This is a genomic window from Acinetobacter sp. YH12251 (assembly GCF_013417465.1).
In the GTDB taxonomy this organism is placed as follows: Bacteria; Pseudomonadota; Gammaproteobacteria; order Pseudomonadales; family Moraxellaceae; genus Acinetobacter; species Acinetobacter amyesii.
Genome location: NZ_VPDZ01000016.1, coordinates 1 through 14,407 on the forward strand (window position 1 = coordinate 1; position 14,407 = coordinate 14,407).

Sequence of the window (14,407 nt, forward strand, 5' to 3'; positions counted from 1 at the left end):
TCAAATGGCGATTCAGCGTTTAATTGGTTTTGGGAAAAAAGAAGAGTTTAAGGAAATTTTGGCAATTTTAAGAAAGCAGAATCCTGATAGGATAAGGGTTCTGTGAAATTTGTCGTGTACAGAGAATATTTTCTTAATATTACTGTCATTATCACTGCATAGGATTGCCTTAATTCTTTTGAGCTATGGAATTAAGGCATGTTCAACTATCAAAAAACTGAGCTGGGTTTTCAAACTTTAAAAGACCGACAGCTCGCATTAAATGCAAGACAACGTCGTCTGCTACTCTTAATTGGTAGTGATGACTTTAACCAAATGCCATTGCATTATCAGCAGCGGATTGCTGAAGAGACATTGCTCGAGCAACTAATGGAACTTGGGCTGATTCAGCCAATTACAGCACATGATCATCAACGCCTTCAAAACTCCGATTTTTCTGCTTTTAATACTCCTAAAATAGCGCCTAGCAAAACGCCCGATCTCAATAACCTTAGCCCTGCATCTGATCTCACAGCGCAAGAACATGTGACTTTTAATGAAGTTTCAATGCCAACGATGGAAGTTCCTCAGATTCATTCACAGCACGAAATAACTGACTCCCTGCCAATGGATGCAATTGGCTTTATACCCCATCAACTCCCACAAGCCACACCTGAAACTACGACAACGAACGACCCTGTATTAGCAGAACAAATCATTGATTTCATCGAGCATGATTTTGATGAGTTACAGAATTTTATGTGCAGTTACTTACAGCGTTATTGTGGACTGATGGCAAAAAAATTAATGCTTAATATTCAACAGGCCACGGACATTGCAGAATTAAAAGCCTGTCAGATGCAATGGATCACCTGTCTAAATGAATCCAATATTCAACCTAAACTCTTACAACATGCATTACAGCAAATTAATTACAGTATAAAAAATCTGCAACAACTGGTTTGACTTAGAGACTTTTCCTCACTTCTCATTCAAAAAACAACTTAATGAGGTGAGTTATTCCTCACACATATCAATATAAGAAATTGAATTTTATTAACTTTATCGATTCACTTATTTCTTTTATAGTTTTAACTGCTGTTTTATACGACCTTCCCCTAATGTCAATCAACAGTAAAAAATCGCAAGAATAAAACCGATCTCCTAGCGTTTGAGCATGTCAATGTCACAACAGTTTTGTCTAGAATTTGATTCTTTCGATAATCCTATGCAACTCAGCAAAATTGGCAATTGGGTATTTACCTTCTTAACCTCACAAGACGAATTGCCTAATGTTCAATTGGCCATTACCTATGTCATGCCACGAAAAATTAGTGATGAATTACAGCCTAGACGTGTGGTCATTCAAAATACAGCCATTGAAACAGTTTGGCGTATAGAACAAATTGAATGCTTCAACAGCCAAACGAACCAAGAACTCACTTTTACAGCAGCGGAACCTCAAGCTCAATTGGTTTTAAACAGTATCATTGAAGAATTTGCCCGTTATGATGTCCCATTGGTATTCAAGCCGCTTTAATTTAAAGCGAATTCCAACTTATTTTTCATAAAGATTTAAGCTGTCTCAATGATTTAACCAAAGTCACCTAGATAGACATTAAATGATAAATAATCCATACAGATTATTGTTGCTCAATTCGTATACACTATTCCTGCTCAATAATTTTTGACCATGGATAATAAAAATGAATTTAGCCAATTATTCTAATGATCAGGCACTCATCCTTTTCAACCTATATGGCAGCCTTGAACAATGTCTAGATGCGATTGGACATCTGCACCTTGGACCAAAACTAGTGCTGGCCGACCATGATGTATCGAAAGATCATATGATCGTGCAACGTTTTCAAGCTGGAGTTTTAATTCAAGAAATTCAAGTGCGTAAACAAGATGTTGAACTGTCTTCTAGCAACCCGATGACACGCTATCAGTTACTGTCTTATATCTTGAATCAATTTAAAGCAGATCAAACAGCTTAAAGTTCTATCTCTAAAAATAAAAAACTCACCATTAAGGTGAGTTTTTTTATTCATTCAATTTAAGCTTCTAAAAGCTTGTAAATACTGTCCGATTTTTGACTTTCAAAAAGTAGTTCGATACTGGGTAGGATGATTTCACCAGCAATAATGATATGTTCAATGCGATGAAACAGCCCTCTTGAATCTTCTTCTGAAGGATTACGCACCAAAGCTTGTGCTTCATAAACCTGACTAAATTGGTCCTTTACCTTTATGTCAATCATCTGTGTCATGGTAACGTCTCTACTTGTTTTAATAATTGCATTTTTTATATCACACCTTTACGCAACAACCTGCTTTGTAAATGTTAGATTTCATGGCAATGTAAACTTATTTTACTTTAGTAATTATATATCAATAACATAGGTTGACTATTTAATTATTGTTTGACAAAAGCACTATATTTTCAAATCTAAAATGGCATTAAAAATGCCCGCATCGCTGCGGGCTCTATGTTGGAAGGCTAGTGCTGATTTATTGTCTGCAATATCTTAAGACTAAAATATTACGAAACTCAACGAGCTGTCATTGATCCGTCCAACTTATTGGTAGCGTCGTTTTATGACCTACCGTGATTTAAATATAGCACTTTCAATTCTCTTGCCAAGCCTTGCTAACACTTCAAAACAATTGATCAAATAAAATACAATTGATATTTTTTCAAAATAAGCGATCATAGCTCTGCCCAATGCTTGTGAAAGATTTAAATAAATAGGCCATTAAAAATAAATTCTACACTATCAATCTATAAACATTCTTTTCTCTTACTTTTAATTCTACCTTTGACAACCCTTGTATTAATTTCTGACTTGAATTTTAAGTCTGATATCCATTTTTAGCATTGCTTAAAAATACTAATGAATAAGATTGCCGTCTCAAATTAAAATCTAAAACAAAAAAAAGCCTCTGTATCACTACAGAGGCTTTTTTGAATATGGCGGAAGCGGTGAGATTCGAACTCACGGAGGACTCGCGCCCTCGTCGGTTTTCAAGACCGGTGCATTAAACCGCTCTGCCACGCTTCCATGTGCGCCATAATACGGAGGTTTTATTCATCTGACAAGTAAAAATTACAACTAAACCATTCAAATGAATATTGTTTCGCCAAATCCTTAAAGTTTAGCCGCAAGCTCCGCACCTTCACGTATTGCGCGTTTCGCATCTAACTCTGCTGCTAGTTTTGCACCACCAATAATATGGTAATTGGCAAGGGTTTTCTCACCCTGTTCTGGCATCAAATGCTTTACCGATTCCTGACCTGCACAAACGACAATCGTATCTACACGTAATAATTGATCATGCCCTTCATATTCAACCCAAAGACCTTCATCAGTAATGGCTTTGTATTGAACACCACGCAGCATACGAACCGCATTTTTCTTTAATTGTGCACGGTGTACCCAGCCTGATGTTTTACCTAACCCAGCACCAAGTGCAGTTGTTTTACGTTGTAATAAATAGATTTCACGAAAAGGAGGTTCGAGCTCAGCAGCCTGCATACCACCTTCTGTTATGTAGTTTGGATTTGGATCAACACCCCACTCCCGCTGCCAATCCGCTAAAGGCATTGGTTGTGGCTGATGTGGTGGTTTGAGTAAAAATTCAGATACATCAAAGCCAATGCCGCCTGCACCAATTACAGCAACTTTACCCCCCACAGCTGCGCCTTTCAGCACTTCTGCATAAGACAAAACATTCGGTGCATCACTACCTTCGATTTTCAAGCTGCGAGGAACTACACCTGTTGCAATAACCACTTCCTCAAACCCTTCACGTTCAAGCTGTTCACGGTTAACGCGTGTATTTAAACGCAAATCCACCCCTGTTTTTTCGATTTGAACTTTAAAGTAGCGAATCGTTTCGTGAAATTCTTCTTTGCCGGGAACGACTTTCGCCAAATTAAATTGACCACCCACCTCTGCACCAGCTTCAAATAATGTCACCGCATGGCCTCGGCTTGCCGCAACCGTAGCTGCAGACATGCCTGCCACGCCACCACCGACGACTGCAATACGCTTCGGTTTTTTGGTCTTTAAATAAACCAATTCAGTTTCATATGCCGCTCGTGGGTTGACCAAACACGTCGCACGCTGATTTTTAAAAGTATGATCTAAGCAGGCTTGGTTACAGGCAATACAGGTATTAATTTCATCGACACGGTTGGTCGCCGTTTTATTTACCCAAAATGGGTCTGCCAAGAATGGACGCGCCATTTGCACCATATCTGCCTTGCCTGAAGCCAAAATTTCTTCAGCTGTATCTGGCATATTGATACGGTTGGACGCAATGACAGGGATCGCAACATGTTTTTTGACTTCAGCGGTATAGTCCACAAACGCTGCGCGAGGCACTGAGGTCACAATTGTCGGAATACGTGCTTCATGCCAACCAATCCCCGTGTTCAATAACGTCACACCTGCAGCTTCCAATGCTTTAGCAACAGTAATGACTTCTGCCATAGTGTTCCCATCATGAACCAAATCGAGCAATGACAAACGGAAGCAGATAATAAATTTCTCACCCACTTCAGCACGTATCGATTTCACAATATCAACCGCAAGGCGCATACGATTTTCAATTTCACCGCCCCAACGGTCTGTCCGTTGGTTGACATGACGGCTTAAAAACTGATTCAGCAAGTAGCCTTCTGAACCCATGATTTCAACACCATCATAGCCGGCCTTATGTGCAAGGCTTGCCGTTTTGACATAATCATCAATGGTTGAAAGAATTTGTTTGTCCGTTAATTGACGTGGTTTAAAAGGTGAAATCGGAGATTTAATCGGACTTGCTGACACTGCAAAAGGCTGATAGCCATAACGCCCAGCATGCAAGATTTGCATTAAAATTTTGGCACCATGTTTATGTACTGCATGGGTCACCAAGCGATGCGGAGCAATATCACCTAAAGTATTCATGGTACCGCCAGCAGGTAACAGCCAACCTTGACGGTTTGGCGAAATACCGCCTGTAATAATCAGGCCGACACCACCTTTCGCACGCTCACCAAAATAAGCCGCAAGCTTAGGATAATTATAAAAACGATCTTCCAGCCCACTATGCATGGACCCCATCACGACACGGTTTTTAATCGTGGTAAAACCCAAATGTAAAGGCTTTAAAATATTTGCATAGCTAGTCGTTGTCATGCTGAATCCTTATTTTGGCTTTGCAACTTGTTGCATAACACTTTAGCGGTTTTTTTATATTTTGGGATGACAATTTAGAAAATATTCTTCGCCTTTACGGTCAATACCTCCTGATATATAAATTCTCGAACCATAAAAAAAGCCGTGAAGTTTCACATCACGGCATGTTGTTTTTTAAAGCATTATTTCCAGTTTTTCAGCTTGCTGGTTTGTCCAATTCCGACATTAAAACTATTAGTCGGATCCAGTTTTTGATAATGATTTTTTAATGCAGGCTTCGCCACATACAAATGCCCAACATTGTGTTCCGCAGGATATTCAGCGCCACGATCATCGAGTAAATGCCACATTGCATGTTCCATTGCCAAAGGATCTACACCTTTTTTCACAATATAATCTTGATGAAACACATGGCAGAGGAAATGACCATAATAGAGTTTATGGATAATTTGCTCATCCATGGCTTTCGGTAAAGTTTCCACCCATTCTCGATCATTGCGACGTAATGCAATATCCAGTGCAACAATGTCTTCCACTTCTGAACGATGCGTGTCACGATATCGAATGGCAGCACCTGCCACCGCAAAGCGATGTAAAAAAGCCTTACGTCCTTCTTCATCCGTACATTTAAAATAATTGCCTGAGGTTTTGTCTAAAAAATACGTTTTCAAATACGCATCAACTTGATCAACATCCTGATTTTCAATACGAATCATCAAATGATGTTCATATAAATCACGGAATTCATTCATCCGTTTTGGCAGATGATTCGGCATAAATTTAGTAACGAGTTGTAAAATTTTATCTGACAAACCTCGAAAGCCCAGTTTTTCTAAATAGCCATCGACTTTATCTTTCATGGCAAAAGCAGCAGGAACTTTTGCGGTGCCGAATTTTTCAATAAATACAAAAGAATCTTTGCCATATTCAGCCCCAATATCGTATGCCTTGCGATGAATGTACTCACCTGCAATCGGGAGGCGTGCAAGATCTTTTAATAGAAAACGACGAATTTCTGTTAAATCATCTTGCGAATTGGTTCCCACATAAAACACCTGACTAGGAATTTTTTCAAAGGTATCTAAACGTACTGCAAAGACGCAGACCTTACCCGCTGAACCTGATGCTTCAAATAGTCGACTCGGATCTGCATTAAAACGTGCAGGTGTATTTTCATCGACTTGTTTAACATCATGTGAGTAGCGTTGATCTGATGCACAGCAACTTGAATTATTCACAATATCATTGATTTGATAATTTTTATTTTCCAGCGCTGTGAGGATTTCTTCAGGCGTATTGCCAAGATTGACACCTAGATGATTGACCAACTCTAACTCACCTGACTCATTCACTTGTGCATACAGTGCAAGCTCTGTATAGGCAGGACCGCGGCGTACCAAAGCACCCCCTGAGTTATTGCATACGCCGCCCAAAACCGATGCCCCAATACAAGAAGAACCAATCACCGAATGAGGTTCACGATTAAATGGCAGCAAATCTTTTTCAAGTTTGTCTAATGTCGCCCCCGGTAGGCAAATGACTTGCTTGCCTTCATTAATCACTTGGATGCCAACCAAACGACGTGTACTTATCAGCACCACAGGACGGTCATAGTCATCACCAAACGGCGTTGAACCACCTGTCAGACCTGTATTGGCGGCTTGCATAATCACAATACAATTTGCATCCACAGCCGCTTGCAGCACTTGCCATTGCTCAAGCAAAGAGCCCGGTGTAACCACAGCCAATACTTTTCCTGCACCGTAACGGCGACCTTGGCGGTATAAACGTGTGTCTTTATCTTCAGTTAAAACGTGTTGCTTACCGACGATGTTGATAAGGTTTTGAATGGTTTGTAATGATTGAGTTTGCATGCTCGTAGAATTTTCCATTTTCATTATTTTCTCTCCTCGCTAAAGAGGAATTGCATTGTTATGCAATAAAAAAAATATTGATTTAAATAATTTTAAACAACGTAGGTTTATTTGCACATATCAAAAGTTTTTAGTCATTGTTATTAAAATCTATAATGAATATCCCTTCTCCCTTTGGGATGAGTAGCAACGCTAAGCAAGAGGGTTAGGAGAATTATTCAATAAACACCTCTCCCTAACCCTCTCCTGCAAAGAGAGGGAACTTTCATTGCTAATTTTTTTGATGACGAATAACTTTCCCGAGAGATCGATTCAAAAAATCACCCAGCCAACTCTTTCTCTAACTTCACCAAACAATCAGATGTAATATCCGCAATGGTTTTTGCACCTGTTAAGGTCATCGCAACACGCATTTCTTTATCAATCAGTTCTAGAAGATTAGAAACACCTTCACCACCCGCTGCACCGAGCGCATAAACAAAGGCGCGACCGAGCATACAGGTATCCGCACCCAAAGCCAGCATACGCACCACATCTAAACCATTTCGAATACCAGAGTCCGCAAGGATTTTAATATCGCCTTTTACTGCATCTGCAATTGGCGGCAATGCACGCGCTGATGATAAAACCCCATCGAGCTGACGGCCACCATGGTTTGACACCACAATGCCATCTGCACCAAAACGCACTGCATCTTTGGCATCTTCAGGGTCAAGTATGCCTTTAATGACCATCGGGCCATCCCAAAATTCACGAATCCACTCAAGGTCTTTCCATGAAATTGATGGGTCAAAGTTATTGCCCAACCAGCCGATATAATCTTCCAAACCTGTTGGTTTGCCCAAGTATTTAGAAATATTCCCTAAGTCATGCGGACGACCTAATAAACCCACATTCCACGCCCAGTGTGGGTGGAAACACGACTGCATATAACGGCGCATGGCAGCATTTGGGCCGCTCATCCCCGAGTGTGCATCACGGTAACGTGCGCCCGGAACAGGCATATCCACGGTAAACACCAGAGTTGAACAGCCTGCTGCTTTGGCACGTTCTAAGGCATTTTTCATAAAGCCACGGTCACGTAGCACATATAACTGAAACCACATGGGACGCTGAATCGCTGGCGCCACTTCTTCAATTGGACAAACTGAAACGGTAGACAGCGTAAATGGAATGCCCTTTTTATCTGCAGCAACGGCTGCTTGAACTTCGCCGCGGCGTGCATACATCCCTGTTAAACCCACAGGTGATAAAGCCACAGGCATCGATAAGGTTTCATTAAACAGTTGGGTTTCTAGACTCAGCTGTGACATGTCATTCAGCACACGTTGACGCAACGCTATTTTTGATAAATCTTCTACATTACGCTTTAAGGTATATTCGGCATACGCCCCGCCATCGATGTAATGAAATAAAAATGGCGGTAAACGACGACGTGCCGCTTCACGGTAGTCATTGGCAGAAGAAATAATCATGCTTATATCCTGTTTAATCGACTGGCACGCTGACGTCGAGCTTCTTCTTCATCAATCATACGCACCTGTTGTACTACAAACTCAATGTGTCCACAGACTGCTTTACGTGCAGCTTCAGGATCACGACGTTCAATTGCATTCATGACTTGGAAGTGCTGATCATGCAATTGATCAAATCGGTGTGCTTCGCTATAAACTTTTCGACGACCTAAAACGACATTAAATTGCAACAGATCAAATAGACCACGCATCATCTGAATCAACACTAAATTATGTGATGCTTCAGCAATTGCTAAATGAAATTTGGCATCTGCACGCGCTGCTTCATCGTCATTGCCTAAAGCCTGAAAATGATTGATCTGATCATAATAATGTCGGATATGTGCCAAGTCCTCTGCTGTAGCACGTTGTGCCGCATACCATGCAGTACCACCTTCTAAAATAATGCGCGCCTCTTGCACATCAAAACGGTAGGCAGGGTCTTCACTAATCAAACTGCTAATGGGCTGCACAATTTGATAACTCGACCAAGTCGCAGGTAATTGCTTTAAAAAAGTCCCCGCACCGACTTTACTGACCAACACGCCCATGCTGGTCAATTGAGAAATCGCTTCGCGTAAAGAGGTGCGTGAGACGCCAAGTTGTTCACACAGTTTCCGTTCAGCAGGCAGACGATCTCCAACTTGCATATTGCTTTCTTCAATCAATACACGAAGACTTTGAACAGTTTTATCAGAGACTTTCATCTGCTTTCCTTAACGTTGTTACACAATGCGTGTTATGGAATCATCCAAGGGAACACATAAGCTTGTAGGGTGATTAAAATCCCCATCATGATTGTGAACGTTATACTGTGTTTTACGGTAAAACGGAATAAATCAGACTCTTTACCTACTAAGCCAACTGCCGCACATGCAATTGCAATGGATTGGGGTGAAATCATTTTTCCAGTCACACCACCACTGGTATTGGCAGCAACGAGTAATACTTCTGGCACACCAATTTGCTGTGCAGTAGTTGCCTGTAATGCAGCAAATAGCGCATTGGCTGACGTATCTGAACCCGTAAGGAAGACACCAAGCCATCCTAAAAATGGTGAGAAGAAGGTAAAGGCTTGACCTGTATGCGCAAGTGCCAATGCCAATGTTGCCGACATCCCTGAATAGTTGGCTATAAATGCAAAAGCCAAGACCATCCCAATCGAATAAATTGGAATTTTTAATTCATTAATGGTTTCACCAAAGGTCACTATCGCGTCTTTCGGCTTCATTTTTAAGAAAATAATGGTAATGATCGCAGCAATGACAATTGCCGTACCTGTTGCCGAAAACCAATCAAATTTATAGATGGCATCGTAGTCCTTCATTTCAGGTACGACAGGTGGCATCTTTTGAACCAATTGATGTAAAAATGGCACTTTGATCGAAATAACCATGTCATGCAGCGCGCCATCTTTGGTAAATAAATCCTTAAACGGTTTAATACTCCAGATCGTAACCATCACCGTTAAGATCGCAAATGGCGACCACGCTTTTGCAATTTGACCTAAGCTATATTTTTGCTGTTTTTGTGAAGCAACATCTTCACTCATCGTCGCATCTTGATCTGCAAAGCGGAAAATATGTTTAGGCTGCCAATATTTAAATAAAATCGTTAATGACACTAAAGAGGCAATCGCCGCGGTAATATCGGGTAATTCAGGACCGACAAAGTTCGAGGTTAGGTACTGTGCAATCGCAAAGCTACTCGCGCCAACCACAACTGCAGGCCAAGTTTCCTTCACACCGCGCCAGCCATCCATAATCGCCATAATCCAAAACAGTACAATCGGTACCATAAATGGCAGCTGTCGACCAACCATCTGACTGATTTCCATCGTATCAACACCAGACACTTGCCCAGCAACGATAATTGGAATACCCATCGCACCAAAAGCCACTGGCGCAGTATTGACGATCAGACAAAGACCTGCCGCATATAAAGGCTTAAAGCCTAAACCTACCAATAGTGCTGCAGTAATCGCCACAGGGGCACCAAAGCCCGCCGCACCTTCGAGGAAAGTACCGAAAGCAAAGCCAACTAACAGCATCTGTAATCGTTGATCTTCAGTAATGGAAAGAATCGAAGAACGGATGATGTCAAACTGCCCTGTTTTGACTGAAATTTTATACAGGAACACCGCACCAATAATGATCCATGCAATCGGCCATAAACCATAGAAGAAACCGTAGACCATCGAAGCCAATGCCATAAGCGCAGGCATGTCATAGGCAAATAAAGACACCAAAAGTGCCAGTACAACGGTGATCGTACCTGCCACACTGCCTTTTAAACGAAATACAGCAAGCGCCAAGAAAAAAAAGATAATCGGAATGAGCGCAATTAAACTTGATATCCATATATTCCCCATTGGGTCATATATTTGCTGCCATTGAAGCATTGTCATCTCCTTGAAATGCTTACTAAGATTTAATTATTGAGCAATATCAGCATGTGGTCTTTTCTCATTGGTATGACCAATATAAGAATCAAAGACATAAAAACTCATACTATTGCTGAAATACTCCGCAATTTTTAAATATTTCAACTCAATCATTCAAGCTTTTCTTGTTTTTGGTATGACCAATAATCAATGCGAAAACATTATTTTCCAGTTTGAATTTTTAACAACAATTTTTTAAATATCTGTTTTATAATTATTATTTATGAATAAATTCTATAAAATATACTTTAGTCTAATAACCAAGCTTTGTTTGACATCAGTCTCATTTCAATGAAAAGTATAAAAACCAAATCAACCCAATATTGGTATGACCATTTATTTAAATCAAATAGATTTCTTTATATTTGTATTCTATTCCATTCAGAAAACGCATTTTCTGCCCGCAAAAACTAGATGAAGTATTCAACAATAGATTTCAACGATCATTTTTTTCCACCTCATCGCTTGTATCTCATGATTTTTTAGAAAAACCGTGCAGAAAAGTGCTACAATCGCGCACATATATGTATTCTTTCAGGCCACCCATTCTCGGTGCCTATATTTATATCGTTAGGATTAACAATGACTGATAATGCAACTATCTTGCAGAATGTCCCAGTTGGCAAAAAAGTTGGTATTGCCTTCTCTGGTGGTCTAGATACTTCAGCTGCGCTTTTGTGGATGAAACAAAAAGGTGCGGAACCTTATGCTTACACAGCAAACTTAGGTCAACCTGATGAAGATGACTACGATGCGATTCCAAAAAAAGCGGAAGCGTATGGCGCAGTTAAAGCTCGCTTAGTTGATTGTCGTTTACAACTTGCTTTAGAAGGTATTGCGGCTATTCAATGTGGCGCTTTCCACATTTCAACTGGTGGTATGCCTTATTTCAACACGACTCCTCTTGGTCGTGCAGTTACAGGTACGATGCTTGTAACCGCAATGAAAGAAGATGACGTAAACATCTGGGGTGACGGTTCGACTTATAAAGGTAACGACATTGAACGTTTCTACCGTTATGGTCTATTGACTAACCCAGCACTTAAAATTTACAAACCGTGGTTAGACCAAACCTTTATTGACGAATTAGGTGGCCGTGCAGAAATGTCACAGTTCCTAATCGACAATGGTTTTGACTACAAAATGTCAAAAGAGAAAGCGTACTCAACTGACTCAAACATGTTAGGTGCGACTCACGAAGCAAAAGATCTTGAATACCTTAATGCGGGTATCAAAATCGTAGACCCAATCATGGGCGTTGCTTTCTGGAAAGATGACGTAGAAGTTAAAGCTGAAGAAGTTTCTGTAACTTTCGAAGAAGGCTTCCCTGTTGCATTAAATGGCAAACGTATCGAAAACCCTGTTGAATTCATTCTTGAAGCCAACCGTATCGGTGGTCGTCACGGTCTAGGTATGTCAGACCAAATCGAAAACCGTATTATCGAAGCAAAATCTCGTGGTATTTACGAAGCTCCGGGTATGGCGCTTCTTCACATCGCTTATGAGCGTCTTGTGACTGGTATTCATAACGAAGACACCATCGAACAATACCGCATTAACGGTCTGCGTTTAGGTCGTCTTCTTTACCAAGGTCGTTGGTTCGATTCTCAATCATTAATGCTTCGTGAAACTGCGCAGCGTTGGGTTGCTAAAGCAATCACTGGTACTGTGACTTTAGAACTTCGTCGTGGTAATGACTACACTATTCTAAACACTGAATCTCCTAACCTCACTTATGAAGCTGAGCGTTTAACTATGGAGAAAGGTGACTCTATGTTTAGTCCTGCTGACCGTATCGGTCAATTGACTATGCGTAACTTGGATATCACAGATACTCGCGCTAAATTAGGCATCTACACAAACTCTGGCTTACTTGCAGTAGGTACAGGTTCTGCAGTGCCTCAATTAAAAGACAAAAACAAATAAGATTTGTTGAGTCATAAAAAAACCGCGTAGCTTGCGCGGTTTTTTTATTGCCGATTTCAAAGAATTTCTCAATTTTATTAAACATTAAGCCACATGCGCTGAACGAATCGATTGATAGTAAATTTGATTCCGGCCTAATTGTTTCGCACGATACAACGCCTGATCGGCAATATTTAACAGTTCATCCTTCGTCATATTTTCAGCACGATATACCGTAATACCCAAACTAATAGTGACGTGATTTGAAACCTGTGATTTGGCATGTGGAATTTCTAAACGATCGATTGCTTTATAAATATTTGACGCTACCGCATAAGCACCATGCGCATCGGTTTCAGGCAATAAAACCACAAATTCTTCACCACCATATCGCGCTACAAAATCCATATGTCGAATGGCATTTTTAATGGTTTTGGCAATGGTTGAAATTACATCATCGCCTTTTTGATGACCGTAGAAATCGTTATAGTTTTTAAAATGATCAACATCGATAAATAGCACAGCAAGCGAGGTGTTATTACGTCGAGATTGCTCATAAAAGGTATCAAGCATTTCATCAAAAGTACGTCGGTTTGAAATCTTGGTTAATTCATCATGCTGACTTAAATGTAAAAGCTCTGTGGTATGAATACGATGGATTTTTTCACTAATATCCGCGCGCAGCATATTCAAAAATATCATCCGTTCACGTGCACAAAGCATCTTACTGATTGCAAAACCCAATACACAGCTTCCAATCAGTACACGCCCCAACACCATCACATCAAATTTCACTTCTAATGAAAAAAGCATCAACATGGTGACCACAGCAGCCAACAAGCCAGACATCAACATTTGGACTGGTTTAACCCCCGTCAAAATATAGCTCAAGATGTAAATCATACAAAGGATCATCATGGCCTGATGTTTAAGTGCTTCGGTATACACGGTCATGGTGAGCCAAGACATTGAAATAACAGCCCAAAACACTACAAACATACTGGCATGTGAAAAATAAGGCTTCAGACGGTCATAACGGGCAAAGGTATATAAAGCCAAAAGACACAGCGCACCATTGAGCTGACCAACCAAACAACGAATAAAATCATGCACAAAATGCTGTTGATCAATAATCCAGTAATCGCCGGGAATGATCAGCATCGTGAGCACAAAGTAGATCAACACTCCCATCCAGAAAAAATGACGTATGTTGGTTTGCGCACGATCGAGGTTTAAAGTCCAAAATTGTGTTTCCAGTTTTTTAGGAAACATTTCCCCTACACGACGGGTTTGCCGTGTAATCAGTTCCTCTATTTTTTCTTTATCGTATTGCAACTTTGCAAGGTTATACTTGTATTCCATTTCCAAGCATTTATCTAATTCTTTTAGTCATTTAAAAATACCACAGTTTTATTCTTTATTTATATCTGTTCAGTCATTTGTACATAAATCTCGTTACCATTTTCACATTATTTGCATTATCATTTGTTTTATTTCCAAGCTT

The 14,407-nt window shown here is 40.3% G+C and carries 11 protein-coding genes and 1 tRNA gene; 4 read left to right on the plus strand and 8 right to left on the minus strand.

Features of this window, described 5'->3' with window-relative positions; genetic code table 11:
• Positions 1-198: 198 nt before the first annotated feature.
• The 3 genes from FTV27_RS13750 (at position 199) to FTV27_RS13760 (ending at position 1,979) form a co-directional block, all read left to right on the plus strand.
• Positions 199-945, plus strand: coding sequence for a hypothetical protein (locus tag FTV27_RS13750; RefSeq protein ID WP_180079016.1), 747 nt, complete (start codon positions 199-201; stop codon positions 943-945).
• 217 nt (positions 946-1,162) lie between these two features.
• Entirely contained in the window at positions 1,163-1,519 is a 357-nt protein-coding gene (locus tag FTV27_RS13755) for a hypothetical protein (protein ID WP_180079017.1), read from the plus strand.
• Between the two features lie 166 nt (positions 1,520-1,685).
• Positions 1,686-1,979, plus strand: a complete 294-nt coding sequence (locus tag FTV27_RS13760) for a hypothetical protein (protein WP_180079018.1) — start codon at positions 1,686-1,688, stop codon at positions 1,977-1,979.
• 59 nt (positions 1,980-2,038) lie between these two features.
• Here FTV27_RS13760 and FTV27_RS13765 read toward each other — a convergent pair whose 3' ends face one another.
• The 7 genes from FTV27_RS13765 to lldP form a co-directional block, all read right to left on the minus strand.
• Entirely contained in the window at positions 2,039-2,251 is a 213-nt protein-coding gene (locus tag FTV27_RS13765) for a hypothetical protein (protein WP_111885766.1), read from the minus strand.
• A gap of 702 nt (positions 2,252-2,953) precedes the next feature.
• Positions 2,954-3,043, minus strand: a tRNA-Ser gene (locus FTV27_RS13770).
• Between the two features lie 87 nt (positions 3,044-3,130).
• Positions 3,131-5,167 carry an NADPH-dependent 2,4-dienoyl-CoA reductase gene (locus tag FTV27_RS13775; protein WP_180079019.1) on the minus strand — a complete coding sequence of 679 codons (2,037 nt, stop codon included), beginning with the start codon at positions 5,165-5,167 and terminating at the stop codon, positions 3,131-3,133.
• Between the two features lie 182 nt (positions 5,168-5,349).
• The gene (dld, locus tag FTV27_RS13780) at positions 5,350-7,041 is read right to left on the minus strand and encodes a D-lactate dehydrogenase (protein WP_180079072.1); all 1,692 of its coding nucleotides are present in this window, start codon (positions 7,039-7,041) and stop codon (positions 5,350-5,352) included.
• Between the two features lie 320 nt (positions 7,042-7,361).
• On the minus strand, positions 7,362-8,516 hold the full coding sequence (gene lldD, locus FTV27_RS13785) for an FMN-dependent L-lactate dehydrogenase LldD (RefSeq protein ID WP_078192909.1): 1,155 nt from the start codon (positions 8,514-8,516) through the stop codon (positions 7,362-7,364).
• A gap of 2 nt (positions 8,517-8,518) precedes the next feature.
• On the minus strand, positions 8,519-9,262 hold the full coding sequence (lldR, locus tag FTV27_RS13790) for a transcriptional regulator LldR (protein ID WP_078189144.1): 744 nt from the start codon (positions 9,260-9,262) through the stop codon (positions 8,519-8,521).
• A 32-nt stretch (positions 9,263-9,294) separates the two neighbouring features.
• Positions 9,295-10,962, minus strand: a complete 1,668-nt coding sequence (lldP, locus tag FTV27_RS13795) for an L-lactate permease (RefSeq protein WP_180079020.1) — start codon at positions 10,960-10,962, stop codon at positions 9,295-9,297.
• A 618-nt stretch (positions 10,963-11,580) separates the two neighbouring features.
• Here lldP and argG point away from each other — a divergent pair.
• Entirely contained in the window at positions 11,581-12,924 is a 1,344-nt protein-coding gene (gene argG, locus FTV27_RS13800; protein ID WP_078192912.1) for an argininosuccinate synthase, read from the plus strand.
• An 84-nt stretch (positions 12,925-13,008) separates the two neighbouring features.
• Here the strand turns inward: argG and FTV27_RS13805 are convergent, their stop codons facing one another.
• Entirely contained in the window at positions 13,009-14,265 is a 1,257-nt protein-coding gene (locus FTV27_RS13805) for a diguanylate cyclase (RefSeq protein ID WP_180079021.1), read from the minus strand.
• Positions 14,266-14,407 lie beyond the last annotated feature (142 nt).

Bases quoted from the DNA above. Each gene is read 5' to 3' on its own strand.
- FTV27_RS13750 (WP_180079016.1), top strand. From the start codon at position 199: ATGTTCAACTATCAAAAAACTGAGCTGGGTTTTCAAACTTTAAAAGAC.
- FTV27_RS13755 (WP_180079017.1), top strand. From the start codon at position 1,163: ATGTCACAACAGTTTTGTCTAGAATTTGATTCTTTCGATAATCCTATG.
- FTV27_RS13760 (WP_180079018.1), top strand. From the start codon at position 1,686: ATGAATTTAGCCAATTATTCTAATGATCAGGCACTCATCCTTTTCAAC.
- FTV27_RS13765 (WP_111885766.1), bottom strand. From the start codon at position 2,251: ATGACACAGATGATTGACATAAAGGTAAAGGACCAATTTAGTCAGGTT.
- FTV27_RS13775 (WP_180079019.1), bottom strand. From the start codon at position 5,167: ATGACAACGACTAGCTATGCAAATATTTTAAAGCCTTTACATTTGGGT.
- dld (WP_180079072.1), bottom strand. From the start codon at position 7,041: ATGCAAACTCAATCATTACAAACCATTCAAAACCTTATCAACATCGTC.
- lldD (WP_078192909.1), bottom strand. From the start codon at position 8,516: ATGATTATTTCTTCTGCCAATGACTACCGTGAAGCGGCACGTCGTCGT.
- lldR (WP_078189144.1), bottom strand. From the start codon at position 9,262: ATGAAAGTCTCTGATAAAACTGTTCAAAGTCTTCGTGTATTGATTGAA.
- lldP (WP_180079020.1), bottom strand. From the start codon at position 10,962: ATGACAATGCTTCAATGGCAGCAAATATATGACCCAATGGGGAATATA.
- argG (WP_078192912.1), top strand. From the start codon at position 11,581: ATGACTGATAATGCAACTATCTTGCAGAATGTCCCAGTTGGCAAAAAA.
- FTV27_RS13805 (WP_180079021.1), bottom strand. From the start codon at position 14,265: ATGGAATACAAGTATAACCTTGCAAAGTTGCAATACGATAAAGAAAAA.